The organism is Treponema endosymbiont of Eucomonympha sp. (genome assembly GCF_001028545.1).
The window spans coordinates 1-15,800 of record NZ_BBPW01000016.1; the positions used below are offsets into that span (position 1 = coordinate 1).

At 51.1% G+C, this 15,800-nt stretch carries 17 protein-coding genes and 1 pseudogene; 7 read left to right on the top strand and 11 right to left on the bottom strand.

Annotated features, from left to right (window positions below; translation table 11 throughout):
• Positions 1 to 197: 197 nt before the first annotated feature.
• From AWU74_RS09880 to AWU74_RS01605, 7 genes and pseudogenes are all read right to left on the bottom strand, one after another.
• Positions 198 to 293: pseudogene (locus AWU74_RS09880) on the bottom strand (IS5/IS1182 family transposase); the annotation flags it as partial.
• A gap of 336 nt (positions 294 to 629) precedes the next feature.
• Positions 630 to 1,271: a flavodoxin family protein gene (locus tag AWU74_RS01580; protein WP_062326940.1), complete on the bottom strand. Its 642-nt coding sequence runs from the start codon at positions 1,269 to 1,271 to the stop codon at positions 630 to 632.
• A 136-nt stretch (positions 1,272 to 1,407) separates the two neighbouring features.
• Positions 1,408 to 1,542 (bottom strand): hypothetical protein, encoded by a 135-nt coding sequence (locus tag AWU74_RS13115; RefSeq protein ID WP_306698596.1) that lies wholly within the window; start codon positions 1,540 to 1,542, stop codon positions 1,408 to 1,410.
• A 12-nt stretch (positions 1,543 to 1,554) separates the two neighbouring features.
• Positions 1,555 to 2,061 (bottom strand): hypothetical protein, encoded by a 507-nt coding sequence (locus tag AWU74_RS01585; RefSeq protein WP_202966387.1) that lies wholly within the window; start codon positions 2,059 to 2,061, stop codon positions 1,555 to 1,557.
• 402 nt (positions 2,062 to 2,463) lie between these two features.
• Positions 2,464 to 2,988 carry a hypothetical protein gene (locus AWU74_RS09885; protein WP_162504653.1) on the bottom strand — a complete coding sequence of 175 codons (525 nt, stop codon included), beginning with the start codon at positions 2,986 to 2,988 and terminating at the stop codon, positions 2,464 to 2,466.
• Between the two features lie 163 nt (positions 2,989 to 3,151).
• The gene (locus AWU74_RS01600) at positions 3,152 to 3,988 is read right to left on the bottom strand and encodes a transporter substrate-binding domain-containing protein (RefSeq protein WP_062326946.1); all 837 of its coding nucleotides are present in this window, start codon (positions 3,986 to 3,988) and stop codon (positions 3,152 to 3,154) included.
• Positions 3,989 to 4,187: 199 nt separating this feature from the next.
• Positions 4,188 to 4,664 (bottom strand): hypothetical protein, encoded by a 477-nt coding sequence (locus AWU74_RS01605; protein ID WP_062326947.1) that lies wholly within the window; start codon positions 4,662 to 4,664, stop codon positions 4,188 to 4,190.
• A gap of 842 nt (positions 4,665 to 5,506) precedes the next feature.
• Here AWU74_RS01605 and gatB point away from each other — a divergent pair.
• From gatB to AWU74_RS01640, 6 genes are all read left to right on the top strand, one after another.
• A complete protein-coding gene (gene gatB / locus AWU74_RS01615) occupies positions 5,507 to 7,054 on the top strand; it encodes an Asp-tRNA(Asn)/Glu-tRNA(Gln) amidotransferase subunit GatB (protein WP_062326970.1) in 1,548 nt (515 codons plus the stop codon).
• A 145-nt stretch (positions 7,055 to 7,199) separates the two neighbouring features.
• Positions 7,200 to 8,054 (top strand): transporter substrate-binding domain-containing protein, encoded by an 855-nt coding sequence (locus AWU74_RS01620; protein WP_062326951.1) that lies wholly within the window; start codon positions 7,200 to 7,202, stop codon positions 8,052 to 8,054.
• A gap of 4 nt (positions 8,055 to 8,058) precedes the next feature.
• A complete protein-coding gene (locus tag AWU74_RS01625; RefSeq protein WP_062326953.1) occupies positions 8,059 to 9,285 on the top strand; it encodes a M20 metallopeptidase family protein in 1,227 nt (408 codons plus the stop codon).
• On the top strand, positions 9,278 to 9,985 hold the full coding sequence (locus tag AWU74_RS01630; protein WP_062326955.1) for an amino acid ABC transporter permease: 708 nt from the start codon (positions 9,278 to 9,280) through the stop codon (positions 9,983 to 9,985). The genes AWU74_RS01625 and AWU74_RS01630 overlap by 8 nt, the downstream gene beginning before the upstream one ends.
• Entirely contained in the window at positions 9,975 to 10,676 is a 702-nt protein-coding gene (locus AWU74_RS01635) for an amino acid ABC transporter permease (protein WP_062326957.1), read from the top strand. The genes AWU74_RS01630 and AWU74_RS01635 overlap by 11 nt, the downstream gene beginning before the upstream one ends.
• Positions 10,677 to 10,688: 12 nt before the next feature.
• Positions 10,689 to 11,432: an amino acid ABC transporter ATP-binding protein gene (locus AWU74_RS01640; protein ID WP_062326959.1), complete on the top strand. Its 744-nt coding sequence runs from the start codon at positions 10,689 to 10,691 to the stop codon at positions 11,430 to 11,432.
• A gap of 236 nt (positions 11,433 to 11,668) precedes the next feature.
• On the opposite strand, the gene AWU74_RS01645 is transcribed toward AWU74_RS01640, so the two are convergent.
• Together AWU74_RS01645 and AWU74_RS09890 are read right to left on the bottom strand one after the other, a co-directional pair.
• Positions 11,669 to 12,427, bottom strand: coding sequence for a hypothetical protein (locus tag AWU74_RS01645; RefSeq protein ID WP_062326960.1), 759 nt, complete (start codon positions 12,425 to 12,427; stop codon positions 11,669 to 11,671).
• 248 nt (positions 12,428 to 12,675) lie between these two features.
• Positions 12,676 to 13,254: a GNAT family N-acetyltransferase gene (locus AWU74_RS09890; RefSeq protein ID WP_162504654.1), complete on the bottom strand. Its 579-nt coding sequence runs from the start codon at positions 13,252 to 13,254 to the stop codon at positions 12,676 to 12,678.
• A 467-nt stretch (positions 13,255 to 13,721) separates the two neighbouring features.
• Here AWU74_RS09890 and AWU74_RS01655 point away from each other — a divergent pair, with 467 nt between their 5' ends.
• The gene (locus AWU74_RS01655) at positions 13,722 to 13,928 is read left to right on the top strand and encodes a hypothetical protein (RefSeq protein WP_062326964.1); all 207 of its coding nucleotides are present in this window, start codon (positions 13,722 to 13,724) and stop codon (positions 13,926 to 13,928) included.
• 265 nt (positions 13,929 to 14,193) lie between these two features.
• On the opposite strand, the gene AWU74_RS12565 is transcribed toward AWU74_RS01655, so the two are convergent.
• The gene (locus AWU74_RS12565; protein ID WP_238580120.1) at positions 14,194 to 14,541 is read right to left on the bottom strand and encodes a formyltransferase family protein; all 348 of its coding nucleotides are present in this window, start codon (positions 14,539 to 14,541) and stop codon (positions 14,194 to 14,196) included.
• A 289-nt stretch (positions 14,542 to 14,830) separates the two neighbouring features.
• Positions 14,831 to 15,634 (bottom strand): transporter substrate-binding domain-containing protein, encoded by an 804-nt coding sequence (locus tag AWU74_RS01665; protein WP_062326969.1) that lies wholly within the window; start codon positions 15,632 to 15,634, stop codon positions 14,831 to 14,833.
• Between the last annotated feature and the right edge of the window lie 166 nt (positions 15,635 to 15,800).

Here is a 15,800-nt window from a genome sequence, read left to right on the forward strand (position 1 = left end):
CCTGTCCGGGCAGCAGTTCTTTTATCCGTTCCCACGCCTCGTCGCTTATATCGTGCCGGTGAATGCCTTCATTTCTTTTCATGCCTCTATTTTACCTCTTTTCCCCTATCCAGTCCACACTACCTAGAACAGTGTCTCTGTCCCGCCCTAGACAGAGCCTCTCTCCCGCCTAGGTAGTGTGGACTTGAAGGTGGATGTAAAGGAAAACACCTGATATGAATAGCAACGATGAAGGAAACGGTAAGCTTTGCATAGCGCGTAGCGATTCCTCGCCAGCGTTTGAGGGTGCCGAAAACGATTTTAATGAAATATTCCATAGTTTGCTGTGGAGTATTTCATTCATATCTCCCTTTTTACCTCTCTCCTCCTCTTTAGTCCACACTACCTAGGTAATGCGGACGGAAAGGGTGCACGAAAAGAAATGAAGGCATTCACCGTCACAGTATAAGCGATGAGGCGTGGGAACAGATAAAGGAACTGCTGCCCGGACAGGCAGGGAAACGCCCCGTCGTATAGGCGAAAACCCCTTATCTCTATGCTACCGAGTTTGCGGAACAAACTCGGTAGCACGCCTACAGGCGTGCGGCAAACTCTATCGTTCGGCAAAGCCGAACGCGGCATACCGGTTTTTAAGCAGTCAGCCACGCTCCCAGTGCAAATGATTTTTGCAAATCATGCGGGAAAACGTCATTCCGGCGTTGTTTGCGTTCAGCTTCGTTCAGCGCGGTCATATCATACTTGCCGTAATCGTTTGTCTGCAAAGTCGCTGTTACGCATAATGACTTTGCCGGACCGATTATGCGGGTAAACAGTTTTTCGTATTCGCTAAACTTCGCGCGGTATCCGAAAGCGTCAAGCTGTGATTCGGAGACATTCATATCAAAGATGAGCGCCGTGTGTATGCGGCGGGTGTTCAGCAAACGCCCGTCCTGCCGATAGGTGATATGCTGAAACGTGAGACGCTCGATGAGCGCGCGGACGGACGCGGTAACTTCGCTAATGTAAATAGGCGAACCGATAATCAGCGCGTCGGCTTGGTCGATTTTGGCAAGCACCGGTTTGAGGTCGTCGTTTACCGCGCAATGCTCTAAGCTTTTGCCGCCCACGCGCTTGCATTCAAAGCAGCTTATGCAGCCCTTGAAGTTCAAATCGTACAGGTGAACCAGTTCGGTTTGCGCGCCTTTTGAAGCGGCGCCTTTAAGCGCTTCCTGCACGAGCAGGTCTGTGTTCCAGCCTTTACGCGGGCTTCCGTTGATTCCGATAACTTTCATATTCGTTTACCTCCGCAAACGCATTCTCTTAGTGCAAAACGTACCTGTTCGCGCTGCTTTCCCAGCAACGTTGATATGCCTTCTTATTCATTCGGGTTATGGCGCCCGTGTTTGCAACCCTTCGTGCCGCCATTTTCTACTCCTTTTCTTCGTATACCATATACTGGCTATTCTTCTGCGGGTGTTCATCCGCGTGCTCTTTACACTTTGCAGTGAAAAACGTAAAGAACACAAGATTTACCGCCAGCGCCAATGCTGCTATTGCCGGCATTTTGCGTCTCCTTTATTTATCGGTCATGCTGTATTTCCAGCCGTGTTTTTGGGCGTCCTGTGTATGCGCTTTCCAGTGCGTTTGTGGTTTTTGTACGTCCGTTGACTTGTGTAATTTATACATTACAATACGTGCAATCGGCTGTGCAAAAAAACATTCTACTGCAAAAGAAATAGCAACATTACGCGGCCATTTATAAAAGAAATATTGTATGGGTTCTATGCTAATATGATGTTGACCGATCCACGTGCCAATTATTGTTAAAAAAATGGACATAAGAAAAACGGTACACATAATATTGATTGTAATATGAGCCTTAAAACTGTCGTTTTTGGCAACGATTTTTTCGGTTAGCCACGCGGCAGGTTTGTATGTAAGCAATACCAAGGCAATAACACAGGGCCAAATGAAAGGTATTACCTTTAGAACATAAACCCATACGCTCAAACTAAATTCCATTTCAAACATAGTGATTAATGGCGCGATGACGTTGACTGATAATATTGAAATTATAGCCATAAAAAGGACAAATTCCCGTTTATTTCGGGGCAATCTCATATAAAAGTCCATATTATACTCCGCTCTGAGAAAAAAAATAATACCGTATGGAGTCTTTTATACGTATGTTTGTACGAGAAAAGCTGCCTGAAAACCGTCAGTTTTACCAACTGACCATGCCAGTATAGGAATTTTTGAATTTTTCGTCAAGAAGATTAAAATCTTCAGACGCCGTGGAGGGCGCCTGCAACGATAAAGGTAAACAAAAAAATAGCGCCTAACATAAAAGATTTACGCCACCGCGGACTGCCTCTGTCCCCGCAGATTTTTACGACAGCATAAAATAATCCGGCGGTTTTGTCAACGCCTTTCCTGCCGTTTTTGCGCAGAAAAGCGGCGGGGAGCGCTTTGCGCCTGCCGAGTTTAGCGGCAGCCTTTATCCCGCGAGTTTGCAAAGCAAACTCGGTAGCACGCTACGGCGTGCGGCGGTTTCTTGAGGGAAGTCGGCGTATAGACGGCGCGGGAACCGGAGGGCGCATAACTGTCCAGATATACTTTATAACTGTCCAGATATACTTTATAACTGTCCAGATATACTTTATAACTGTCCAGATATGCTTTATAACTGTCCAGATATACTTTATAACTGTCCAGATATACTTTGTAACTGTCCAGATATGCTTTATAACTGTCCAGATATACTTTATAACTGCCTAGATATACTTTATAACTACCTAGATATACTTTATATCTGCCCAGATATGTTTTATATCTGCCTAGATATGTTTTATATCTGCCCAGATATGTTTTATATCTACCTAGATATGTTTTATATCTGCCTAGATATGTTTTATATCTGCCTAAATATATTTTGTATCTGCCTAAATATATTTTGTATCTGCCTAAATATATTTTGTATCTGTCTAGATATACGCCGGAATTGCCCAAATATGAGCCGTGTTTGGGCAGTTATATGTTGTATTGGAGCAATTATACGATAGAATTAGGCAGTTATGCGCCGCCTCTAGACAGCTTTTCCCCGCGTGTATCTGAACCCGCTCTGCGTTCAGGCAAGCCTGAAGCGCGTTCGGGCAGACCTGTCCGGTCTGCGTTACCGCACTGTTCCCTGCGCTTCAAACTGCGCCGCGTACGCGGCAAACATATCGTAGCCCAGGTATTGGTTCGACAGCCTGCTTAAGGTTCCGTCTTCGCGCAGGGCTTTAATGGCGCCGTCAATATCGCCGCATAATGCCGTTTCGTTTTTTGCCAGCATAAAACTGGTGTCCGCGATAAACGCCGGAGGCGTAAGACGCAGGTTTGTTATTCCCAGTTCCTTAACGATTATGTCAAAGGAAGACGGATATACCAGCGCGCTGTCTATGTCGCCTCTGTTTACCATATTGATAAAGTCGGCGTCGCTCGTGTCATTGTAGCCCTTCAGAATGAGCTTTTTGTCCGGGTGCGCCTTATTCCACGAAGAAAGGAAAGTGTAGTTATACCACGAGACGACACATCCTATGGTTTTGCCGGCGAAATCGTCCAGTGAATTAAGGTTTTTATGTTCTGTTCGGGTTACAAAGTTTACCGGCGTGAGCGCCGTATACTGTTCCGGAAATATGAACTTTGTTTTTCGGGCTTCGCTCCGAACCAGCGTATACATGGCTATAGGAGTATTCCCCGCTTCAAGCGCGACGGTCGTCGCTTCATAATCCATGCCGCTGATTTTAAATTCGTATTGCGGGAGCAGCTTATCGATTTCTTTCAATACGGCGACTTCATAGCCGTCGTATTCGCCGTCGCTGTTTATATACGAGAACGGAACGTTTGTCGCAGCCGCTGCCGCTTTTACCGTTTTTACCCCCGGCGCGTCCTTTTTCTTTTCGCAGCCGGACACTCCGAGAGCCAGCCCGACGGCTGCAACAGCAGCGCGTTTCAAAAACCTTTTCATAGACGCCTCCCAATGTTTTTATGCGGATGCTAAAGGCTGTCCGGCGTCCTGTCAACGCTTTGGGGGCATTTCTGCGCAAAATAACGATTTTTGCCGCCTGCGCTGAGCATGCAAAAGGCGGGGTTTTCGCCCCGCCTTTATGCGCCGCCCGCTGACTGCGCCTGTGCAGGCATGCGCACTACCCGCGCCCGCCAGCGGCTTAAAGCTCGCTGAACCACCCTTTGCAGTATACAAACTTTTTTGATACGCGCACCGCGTCTTCCCAGGGACCATCCCACCGCTCGACAGCTCTTTCAGCGCCTATACTAACAAATTCCACGTCGCAAAGTGCGTCTTTTTTCTTTGAAAAGCCGATTTCTCTGCCGACCGGGCTTATCGCTTCCTTGCCGTGAGAATCGGTAAGCAATTCCACAATTTTCTCAAAGTCTTTTTTAGCGCCGCTTGTGGTCAGGCTTACAATGCGGTATTTGCCGTCAATCTGACCCGATCCCCACCCGCCGGACGTCTTGTATTCACGCCCGCTCACCCGGTCTGTAACGGTAATCGGCTTTACAAGGAATCTCTCGGGCGAAGCTGATTCTTTTGCAGCCGTAGCGGACAGCGGACTGTCGCAGGCGTAAAACACGCCCAAACACAGCGCGGCGCCGCTCACGCCGATCAGACAGAACTTTTTCACTTTGCGCTCCTCCGCGGACTTTCCCGTCGATGTCTTTTGCAAAGACTGCGCGGTACCGCAGCTTTTCCCCGCTACTATGACAGATGTTTTTCGCCTTGTCAAGCGTTTTTCCGGCAAAGGCGCGGCGCCGGACAAGTCGCCCGCACTCGGTTTTAAGCCGCTCATACAATTTTATGAGTGACTCATAAAAACCTCTGAGTAACTCATACGATTTTATGGGCGACTCATAAAACCTTGTGAGCGGCGCATAAAATTTTGTGGGCCACGCATAAAACCTTGCGAGCGGCGCATAAACGCTGCTGAAGGTCGCGTCCGGTTTTGTTTGTATACCGTTTATCTCTATGTGATACAAAGGTTTTACCGTTATGTCTTGCCTGTGCCCCGCGAGTGTGCGGCATGCGGGCTTTGCCTCGCTGCCGAATTTTTTCAAAAAACCCGGTCGTTCCCCGCAAGGGGAACGACCGGGCGGCGGTTTCTTCAGAAAACTCAAGCCTTACCCGTTCCCTGCGCCTGCCTCTCTGCCGAGTTCCTTCAAGGAACCCGAACGTTACCTCGTAGGGGTAACGCTTCATGCGCACCGAACGGCTGGTTACCTGCCGAGCGGACTTGCCGAAGGGCGGGAACCTCTGCGCCGTTCACCCGCTCTTGCGGGGGATAGACACTATCGTTTGCAGGGGGTCGGTGTCCTGTCCAGTACATCTTCATCCATAGGCGAAGCCTCTATGCCAAGCGAGTTTGCAAAGCAAACTCGGTAGCACGCCGAAGGCGTGCGGCAAACTCTGGCGTTCGGCTACCGCCGAACGCCTTTGACACGCGCCGACAGCCTGCGCTATGCTGGGCGAATGGAATGCGCCGGAACCGCGCCGGAACGCTGCGAAGCCGTTATCGGCTGCGAAATACATTGCCAGCTTCTGACAAACACAAAAGCCTTCTGCGCCTGCGAAAACCGCTACGGCGGAATGCCGAACACGCGGGTGTGCCCCGTGTGCCTCGGTCTGCCCGGCGCGCTGCCCCGCATAAGCCGCGGCTGCGTGGAGCTCGGCGCCGCCGCGGGGCTCGCCCTGAACTGCGCCGTCTCTCGCTACGCCAAATTCGACCGCAAGCACTACTTCTATCCCGACCTTGCCAAAGGCTACCAAATCACGCAGTACGATATTCCCCTCTGCGCCGGAGGCTGGGTGGACCTGCCGCTTTCGCGCCTGCCGGAAAGCCAGCGGCCGGGCGGCGCGCTGTTCCGCCCGAACAACTTCGCGGGCGAGCCCTGCGCCGCCGGAGCGTACCGCCGAATCCGCGTCGGGCGCGTTCACCTTGAAGAGGACGCGGGCAAGAGCCTGCACGCCGAGGGCGGGCACAGTTATATTGACTACAACCGCTGCGGCGCGCCGCTTATCGAAATCGTTACCGAGCCGGACATTTCGTCCCCAGAGGAAGCCGCGCTGTTTATGCAGACGGTGCAGGAAATCCTACGCTACGTGGGCGCGACGAACGGCAATCTGGAGGAGGGCAGCCTGCGCTGCGACGCGAACGTCAACCTGACGGTGTGGGAGGGCGGAGCGGCGTTCCATACGCCGATCTCCGAAATCAAGAACCTCAACTCGTTCCGAGCCGTCCGCGACGCCTGCGCGTATGAGGCGAAACGGCAGCTTGCCGAGTTTTGCGCCGACCGGCAGGAGTTCAGCGCGGGGTTCAAGCGCACTATGAGCTGGGACGAGGCGAAGGGCGAGACCGTGATTCAGCGCACGAAAAATTCGTTCGTCGACTACCGCTTCGTCGCGGAGCCGGACATAAAACCGTTCCATATATCCGAGGACTTTATCTCCCGCGCCGTCTCGCGCGTGGGCGAGCTGCCGGAGGCGAAGCGCGCGCGCTTCAGGAAGGACTTCGGCTTGAGCGATTTTGACGCCGAGACGCTCACGTCGAGCCGCGCCCTGTCGCTCTGGTTCGAGGAAGCCGCGAAGCTGTCCCGCGAGCCAAAGAAGGCGGCGAACTGGATTCTGGCGGAACTGCTCGCGGTGCTCAACGAGCGCGGCATATCCATAGCGGAAGTCAGCCTGAGCCCGAAGCATATCGCGGATTTGGCGAACGCGCTTACGGACGGCGCGATTACGAGCAAGCAGGCGAAGGGCGTGTTCGCCGAGATGCTCAAAACCGGCAAGTACCCCGCCGACATTATCCGCGAATCCGGCTTGGCGCAGCTTACGGACGCGGGCGCAATCGAGCGCTGCGTGGACGAAGTGCTGGCGGAGAACCCCGCCGCCGCCGCCGACTTTCGGAAGGGCAAAACCAACGCGCTCGGCTGGCTTATGGGGCAGGTTATGAAGAAGTCCGGCGGCACGGCGAACCCCAAAAGCGCGACCGAGCTGCTCAGGCAACGGCTGGAAACGCGGTAAACCCGCCGCTGTTTTACGGCATTCAGGCGCACTGCGTTTCGGGGCATACGGTATAAATTGCGGGACGGGAGCATTTTGTCAAATGCGCGTTCAGGGTATTTGACAAAAAACCTATACCGCCGTAACCTGACTAAAATCATAGGATATGTATGATAAAAATCTGGAAACTATGGAGGGGATGATGAAGAAAAGAAAAAAAATGGTGTTTTTTGCGGTATTTTTTGCGGCGACTGTCGCAACAATGAGTGCCGCTGCCGCGGGTAAAGGCGGCAAGGCGCGGGAAGTGGTGGTAGGAACCGGGAACTCGTTCTGGGGTTTCTGCTTCCTTGACGCAAAGGGAGAACTGGTGGGCTATGAGCTTGACGTGCTGCGAGCGGTGGACGAGCTGCTACCGCAATACCGCTTCAGCTTTGATACCGCCGAGTTCCGCTCAATTTTGGTGGGGCTGGACGCGGGCAAATTTGACCTCGCGGCGCATAACTATGCCAAAAACGCCGAACGGCAGGAAAAATACCTCTACGGCAAGGTGCCTTACGGCCATTACAACTACGTTATCGCGGTAAAGGCCGGCAGAAAGGACATAAATTCGCTTAAAGACCTTGAGGGCAAGACGGTGTCTGCCAGTTCCGGTTCCAACATTTCCTATTATCTGGAAAACTACAACAAAGACACCGCCGCGGTGCCGGTAAAAATTGCCTATGGTTCACTGGACGAGGAAACGCTGATAAAGGGATTGGAGGAAGGGCGCTACGACGCCTTTTTTACCGAAACAAAGCGCCTGACTGAAACACGGCGGGCATACGGCAACCGCGTGGAGGGGGTGGGCGGAACGCTGCTGCCCGGTTACACCTATTACATTTTCCGCAAGGGCGACGAACAATTGCGCGACGCTGTTGATAAGGCGTTGCAAACACTGCGCTCTAACGGCACTTTGTCAAAATACAGCTCAAAGTGGTTTGACCGTGATTATTCCGGTATCCTTCCCGATCTGAAGCCGTAGGCAGATGAAACCTGCGGAACGCTTTTTCCCCAATGGTCTGTTTCAGCGCGCGCTGGAGCTGCAAGACTGGTGCGTTGAAACGCGCCGCCACTTGCACCGCCACCCCGAACGAAGCGGGCAGGAATTCGAGACCCTCGCGTACCTGCGCGGTCTCCTTGACGAATTCGGCGCGCCTTGGATTGAGGTGGAGGACGGCGGTATTTTGGCGCTGCTGGGGGACGAGCGGCGCGGCAAAACGGTGCTGCTCCGCGCGGATATTGACGCCCTCCCTATCAGCGAAAACCCGCGCAATCTCAAACGCGAGCGCGAGGTGATTTCGGAAAACCCCGGAATTCAGCACGCCTGCGGGCACGACGCCCACACGGCGATGCTGCTGGCGGCGGCAAAACTGCTTGCGCCATTCAACGACGAGATTCCGGGTCGGATTATCCTGCTGTTTCAGCGCGGCGAAGAGGGAAACGGCAACTTGCGCGAAATCTTAAAGTATGTTGACGCCAAACATATTCATATTGACGGGGCACACGCGATTCACGTTCGGCCTGACTTGCTGGCGGGGAAAATCGCCTCGGTGGCGGGGGCAGTCATGGCGTCCCCGGCAGCCTTTGACATAACGATTACCGGAAGCGGCGGGCACGGCTCCCGTCCCGACTTGGCCAATAATCCGCTGGACTGCTGGGCGGCGCTGTATCAGGGCTTTAAAGACATCCGGCTCAAACACACGTCACCGTTTGAGCCGTTTACGCTGGCGGTGGGAAAACTTGACTATGGAGCGCAGGCAAATGTGATTTCGCCCGCGCTGCATTTTGTTTTGAGCGTGCGGTTTTACAACGAAGACTGCGGAGAGATTTTTCACGATGAAGTCCTCCGCCTCCTTGAAGGCATAACCAAGGCGTACCATTGCGCCTATACGGTGAACCGCTTTTTAGTCGCGCTGCCGCCGATAAAAAACGACGCGGCGGCGGCGGCCATATCTCAAAACGCGATACGCTCCTATATCGGCGAGGAACACTTGATTAACGCCCACGAGCCGATGATGTGCTCCGACGATTTTGCGCTTATCGGCAAACGCTATCCTGCGGTGATGCTGCAGCTCGGCATACGCAATGAAGAAAAAGGCAGCGGCGCGGAACTGCACAGCGACCTGTTTGATATTGACGAAGCGGCGCTGCCGCTTGGAATAGCGGCGACGGCGGGTTTCGCGCTGGACTTCTTGGCGTCGGCTGATGAATGATTTTTTTAGTTGGGCACGGCTCGCGGAGGAACTGCCGCTTATCCTGATGAGATTGCCGGTTACGCTGTCTATTGTGTTTGTCGCAACGACCGGCGGGCTTATACTGGGCACTATCGCCGCAGTAATCCGCCTCGCAAAGGCACCGGCGTTATATCAGATAACAAGTACCGGCATTTCGTTTTTTCGCGGCACGCCGATAATCGTGCAGTTATTTGTGGTGTATTTCGGGCTGCCGGTGCTGCTCAAAGTATTCGGCGTCAACGCAAACCGCTGGCCCAAACTGTTTTTTGTCTGTATTACCTACTCGCTGAACATGAGCGCGTTCTTGTCGGAGATAATTCGCAGCGCCATAAGCAGTGTTGACGCGGGGCAGCGCGAGGCGGCGTATTCGGTGGGACTCACTTCTGCGCAAGCCTTTTTTCGCGTGGTGGCGCCTCAGGCGGTGCTTATCGCGCTGCCTAGTTTTTCGGTAAGTCTGTTGGCGCTCCTGCAAAATACTTCGCTCGGTTTTACTATCGGCTTGATCGATATGGTGGGGCAAGTGCGCGCGATTGCGATTCGTACCCACCACGTCTTTGAAGGCTACATAGCCGCCGCGGTGATTTTTGTATTATTGAGTATCTTGTTCAGTTTTTTACTCAGCCTGCTCGAAAAGAAATTGAAATCAAAAATATTCAAGGAGGCGCGCCGTGGGATTTGACCTTTCGTTTATGACCGTGGCGCTCAAAGCCGGCATTTCCGCCGTCCCCTTGACCACGGCGCTGTCGGGAGGCGCGTTTGCCGTCAGCTTTTTGTGTGGCACGGTGTTTGCGCTTGTCCGGCTGAACAACGTGCCGTATCTTTCAAAATTGCTGCAAATCTATATAACGGTTATCAAAGCGGTTCCGGCGATTCTGCTCTTATATATAGTATATTTTTTGATTGTTGACGGGTTTAACGCGTTTTCGGAAGCGCTGCGCCTGAACGTTACCTCAAAAAACATCAGCATGAATGTTATCGCCGTTATTGCGCTTTCATTGAACGGCACGGTGACGGTTTCGGAAACGATACGCGGCGCGTTTCTTTCGGTGCCTCGCGGTCAGTATGAAGGGGCATATTCCGTGGGGCTTACGGGCTATCAAACCCTCAAACGGGTTGTGCTGCCCCAGATGATTCCGGTGGCGGTGCCGGTGCTGTGCAATAATCTGATTGTGTTTATTAAAATGTCGGCATTGTTGTATTACATTTCCGTGACGGATATTTTGAACGCCGCGCAAATTCCCGCTACTATCAATTACAAGTTTTTGGAAAGCTATGTCGCGGCGGCGTTAATCTATTGGGCTATCTGTGTGGCTATTGAAAAACTTTCAAAATTGCTAGAACGGAAACTCAGCCGGTACCGGGACAAATAAAGGCAGTGCGGTATGATTGAAGTTACGGGCGTGCATAAATCATTCGGCAAGAATGAAGTGTTACGGGGAGTTGACCTCCGCGTTGAAAAAGGCGACGTGATTGTTGTAATCGGGCCGAGCGGTTCCGGAAAAACGACGCTGCTGCGCTGCGTCAATTTTCTGGAAAAAGCCGACGCCGGCACGCTTACTATAGACGATACGACGCTCGACCTTGCCCGCGCAACCAAAAAACAAATTTTAGACATACGGCGAAAAACCGCGTTTGTGTTTCAGAATTTCAACCTATTTAAGAACATGACGGTGCTCGGGAATGTCATGGAAGGCTTAGTTACCGCTCGGAATGTTCCTAAAAAAACGGCGGAAGAGCTGGCAAAGGCGGCGCTTGCCAAAGTGGGGCTGTCGGACAAACTCGCGTCCTACCCGAACCGGCTTTCCGGCGGTCAGGAGCAGCGTGTCGCCATAGCCCGTGCGATAGTCCTTAATCCCGCAGTGATTCTTTTTGACGAGCCGACGTCGGCGCTCGACCCGGAACTGGTGGGCGAAACCCTGTCGGTGATAAAACGCATCGCGCGCGAAGGGGTTACGATGGTGGTGGTAACCCACGAGATGCGTTTTGCGCAGGATGCGGCAAACAAGGTTATCTTTATGGACAAAGGCGTCGTTGTTGAGGAAGGCGCACCGGAAGAGATTTTTGCCCGCCCCAAAGAAGAACGCACCCGCCAGTTTTTAAGCCGCGTGACGGGCGCGTATCAATAGCAGATTTAGGGCAACTGGGCGCGGGCTGCTCCGAAACGCGCTCGGCTGGCTCATAGGACAGGCTATAAAGAAGTCCGGCGGCAGAAACGCGGTAACCCCGCCCGCTGTTTTGCCGCGGCATTCAGGCGCAATGCGTTTCGGAGCATACGGTATGAATTATGGGACGGGATTCTTCCTAAGCCAAGGGTGCTACTGCGGCGTAGCGTAAACTGTATGTTATGCGAAGTTGGGCGTACTTAATTTTTTGCTAAATTTTCTTTAATGATCTCTGTCCTTTTTTTATTTAATTCATCTATCATTTCTTTGGGTAGATCAATATTATTAATTGTTAGATATGGTTTCATATTCTCTGAAATCCATTTTTCTGCATTCCGTATCTCGTTAGAAGATTTAAAATCTTCTGGAGTTTGGCCCCGCCATGTTCCAGCAATTTTTGATTCAAGCACGCCCAAATCATTCCAAAGTCCAATTTGAGCAGGCAATAAACAATCTATAAGTCCTCCCAAATATATTGAATTCGCAAAAATATCTGTTCGAATATTATTTATTTCATTATGCAAAGCCTGTATCATTTCCTTTTGTTTCGTTTTATCCGCTTCTTTTAAAATAGTATCATGTGAATACATTATTTTTAAAAATAGCCCATAAATTTTCTGATAAAGTTCTATTCTGACTTTATCCGCATTAATCACCATATTCGCTGTAATTATTGAAACAGCCGCTTCATTTCGGAAGGCAACATCTAAATATTTTTGAATTTCTTTTAAACTTTCTTCTTTTCCTGCGCTAATTTCTGCTTTAATTGACTCAATATCCTTTGTATATTCTCTGGTCAAATCCATTTTGAATGTTTCTATCGATTGTTCATAAACATGATCGAGTTGTTTCTTGAAGAATGCATTTACCAAACCAAAAGCAAGTAAAATCAAAACCTCAATTACACCACTACAAGTAGTGACCATTGTAATAAAGCTTACCAATTGATTATAATCCATGTTTTTCTCCTTAAAAGATTATTATAATATCTTTTTTCAATCTTGTCAACTAATTTTAGCCCAATTGACACTAATTTTAGCCCAATTTCGCATAACGTTCCAGGTTTGCGACGTTTTCCGGCGGATAAGAACGAAACGCAGTTTCGCCCGCCGGAAAATGTGCTGTAGCGACCGACAGGGAGCGGAAGCCAAGCCGCTACTGCGGCGCAGCGTATAGCGTATGTTATACGCCGTTTGCCCGTACTTTATTATTCTATTTCCTTTCTCATTATTATTTCATTTTCCAATTCTTTATATTTTATAAACCCCATGTTTTCATATAATTTTATAGGTCCAGGATATTCTTCAAAACAATTTTTTCCATTCTTTAATGGATATGCTTCTATATATTTTGTTCCATCATTTTTTGAATCTTCATAAATTTTCTTTAATATTTTTGTCGCAATTCCCTTTCCTCTCATATTTGGAGCAATTAAAAAACATACTATTGATTTTATTTCATTATCAATATCATCACATAATTCTTTTCTATTAGTTATACGTATATAACTATTTTTTTTATTTACATTACACCATCCAATAACCTCATCATTTTGATATGCTAAATATCCATTAATCATTTTATTTTTTATTAACAATATTGCTTCATTTCTCATTCCCGTTTTTGCCGAATGGTCTAATATTTTTCCTATTTCATCATCAAAATAATAAGATGTACAATAACACCATGACCAGTCTTCATGATCACTAAAACCAATATTATCAAAAAAGAATAAATAATCGTCCATTAATTCCGGAGAAAATTTCTTTATAATAATGTCCTTCATTTATATTATCTTCCAAATAAAAGTCAAACTCATTCTAATATGTTTTTATTATTTTGTCAACTTTTCTTTAGTAAATTTTTTATTATTTTGTCAACTTTTCTTTAGTAAATTTTTTATTATTTTTATATTTTTCAACCAATGTTAGGGCAAATGGCGTATAACGTGAAAAGTTTACGACGTTTGGGGCGGGTAATAGGGCAATGCGAAGCATTGACCCCCGCCCCAAATGTGCCGGAGAAAAACCCCACAAAGGCGCTACTGCGCCGACTGGGGTTTTGTGGAGGCAAAGCCGCTACTGCGGTGCAGCGTAAACTGTATGTTAAACGATGTTTTTGCGCCCCAAAACTACACCCGCTTTCAAGGTCGGGCGTAGCAACAAAAACCTGTTGTTGTTTTCCCAGCGGGGGCAAATGTATAAGGCATTGCCCCTGTCCGATTCGTCAAAGGAAAACATATAGGGAGTCGCTGTGGCAAAGGCTGAATTGCGCAAGTCCTCAATAGAAACGGGCGAGGCGTGGCGGCGCCTGTCTGTGGGCGGGTATTTCCTGCTTGAGACGGGCGAATATCACAGCGGCGCGGCGCAGGCGGAACTGGCGCAGCAGGGTTTCGCCGACATTACGGCGTATGCCGACTTGAGCGGGCAGCCCCGCGTCATCCGGGCGCGGCGGGCATAAGGCAAGCCTGCGGCTTGCTACCGAGTTTCGCGTTGCCCTTACGGGCAACGTCCGAGTTTCTTGAGGAAACTCGGCATATAAGGTTTGGTGCGCATGAAGCGAGGCGTTTGGTGCGCATGAAACGTTCCCCTTGCACGGGGAACGACCGAGTTTCTTGAAGGAACTCGGCATATAGGCAAAGCCTGAAGTGGGCACTTCACGACTTCTGAAGTGCCCACTTCAGGACTCCTGACACGCGCACTTCAGGACTCCTGAAATGCGCACTTCACAACCTCTGAAGTGCGCGCTTCACAAAGCCCGACGCGGGAACGCCGCGCGCCTGTGCCCGCTCCAGCGCGAAGGCGGCGGGGGAGCTGGAAACCGTCAGCGCGATTCTGCCCGAACGCAGGGCGCCCGCCCGTTCCGCGTCGAGCAATGCCTGCAGGTTGGTGCCGCCGCCCGATACGAACACCGCGATAGGAACAGGAATCATCATGCCGCCTCCGAATGCGCATTCGGCGGTAGCCGAATGTCCGAGTTCCTTCAGGAAACTCGGCAGATAAGTTTTAGCCTCTATGCCTCTCGTCTGTCCAGTAAGCAGACAGCTTATAGTCCAGTAAGTCGACCCCTGCAAGCAGTAGTGTCGATCCCCTGCACGGGCGGGTGTCGGTCTTACACTCGAACAGAACAGTGCTTCTGTTCTACTCTAGACAGTGTCTCTGTCCTGTTCTAGACAGAGCCTCTCTGCCGACCGTGTCGCTGCCTCTGTTAGCCCTATCGCTGCCTCTGTTAGCCCTATCGTTGCCTCTGTTAAGCCCTTAACGCTGCCTCTGTTCTGGGTGCGTATGAGCGCGGCGCGGGGCTTTACCTCTATGCCGAGTTTCCTCAAGAAACTCGGTCGTTCGGCTGCCGCCGAGCGCCCCTCACTTGGCGACAAAGTCGCCGCCCAGCCACTCAAGGGAAAGCCGCTTTATTGTGCCGTCGTCCTTCAGTTCTTTCAGCGCCGCGTCGAGGGTCTTTTGCAGTTCCGCGCCTGTCCGCTTATTGAACAGATAGTACGTGTCCGAGTCGTATACCTGCGGCTGCACAACGCGGAGATGCGCGTCATATTCCTTGTTCCACCGCTCGAAGTCGCGCGCCGTCGACACCGTCGCGTCCGCCCTGCCCGACGCGATGTCCTCGCATATAAGGGCGAAGGTCGACGCAAAGATGAATTTGAACGGGCGCCCGTGCTCCTCGTTCCACTTGTTCGTTATGTAATACGCGTTGCTCGGCGAGATTAGCACCACCACCGTCTTGCCCTTCAGGTCGTCGAACGAGCGTATGCTGAAGTTGTTCTCGCGCACGCCCAAATGCAGAGGAAACGTGGTGTAGCCGACCGTGCCGTACAGGTATTTCTGCGCCCGCTCAGCATTGTATTCGCACTGGCACGCCGCCACGTCGATTTTGCCCGCCTCCAGCGACAGGAGGATATTGGCAAAACTCTGCGCCTGATACCTGAACGCGAACTCCGGGTGCCGCGCGTCGATTTCGTCCAGCACCGCCCTTTCAAAGCCGGTCGGCTTGTTGTGTTCGTCGAGGTACCAGTACGGAGGGTACGCCGCCGCCGCCCCGACGATGATTTCGCGCGGCTGTGCGCCGCTGTTCTTGGCGTTTCCCGCCGCGTTCGCCGACAATGTCGCCGCGAATGCCAGCGCCGCCGCCACGATTCTCTTTGTTGCTTTCATATCATAGCCTCCTGCCCCAAAGTATTGCGCCAGTATACGCCGCTTCCGCCGCCGATCAAGGTACCGCCCGCGCCGGGCTTTGTGAAGCGCGCACTTCAGAGGTTGTGAAGTGCGCATTTCAGGAGTCCTGAAGTGCGCGTGTCAGGAGTCCTGAAGTGGGCACTTC

Coding starts and splice junctions, on each gene's coding strand:
- AWU74_RS01665 (WP_062326969.1), bottom strand. CDS start 15,634: ATGAAAGCAACAAAGAGAATCGTGGCGGCGGCGCTGGCATTCGCGGCG.
- AWU74_RS01580 (WP_062326940.1), bottom strand. CDS start 1,271: ATGAAAGTTATCGGAATCAACGGAAGCCCGCGTAAAGGCTGGAACACA.
- AWU74_RS01585 (WP_202966387.1), bottom strand. CDS start 2,061: ATGGCTATAATTTCAATATTATCAGTCAACGTCATCGCGCCATTAATC.
- gatB (WP_062326970.1), top strand. CDS start 5,507: ATGGAATGCGCCGGAACCGCGCCGGAACGCTGCGAAGCCGTTATCGGC.
- AWU74_RS01600 (WP_062326946.1), bottom strand. CDS start 3,988: ATGAAAAGGTTTTTGAAACGCGCTGCTGTTGCAGCCGTCGGGCTGGCT.
- AWU74_RS01625 (WP_062326953.1), top strand. CDS start 8,059: ATGAAACCTGCGGAACGCTTTTTCCCCAATGGTCTGTTTCAGCGCGCG.
- AWU74_RS01640 (WP_062326959.1), top strand. CDS start 10,689: ATGATTGAAGTTACGGGCGTGCATAAATCATTCGGCAAGAATGAAGTG.
- AWU74_RS13115 (WP_306698596.1), bottom strand. CDS start 1,542: ATGCCGGCAATAGCAGCATTGGCGCTGGCGGTAAATCTTGTGTTCTTT.
- AWU74_RS01645 (WP_062326960.1), bottom strand. CDS start 12,427: ATGGATTATAATCAATTGGTAAGCTTTATTACAATGGTCACTACTTGT.
- AWU74_RS09890 (WP_162504654.1), bottom strand. CDS start 13,254: ATGAAGGACATTATTATAAAGAAATTTTCTCCGGAATTAATGGACGAT.
- AWU74_RS01630 (WP_062326955.1), top strand. CDS start 9,278: ATGAATGATTTTTTTAGTTGGGCACGGCTCGCGGAGGAACTGCCGCTT.
- AWU74_RS01620 (WP_062326951.1), top strand. CDS start 7,200: ATGTATGATAAAAATCTGGAAACTATGGAGGGGATGATGAAGAAAAGA.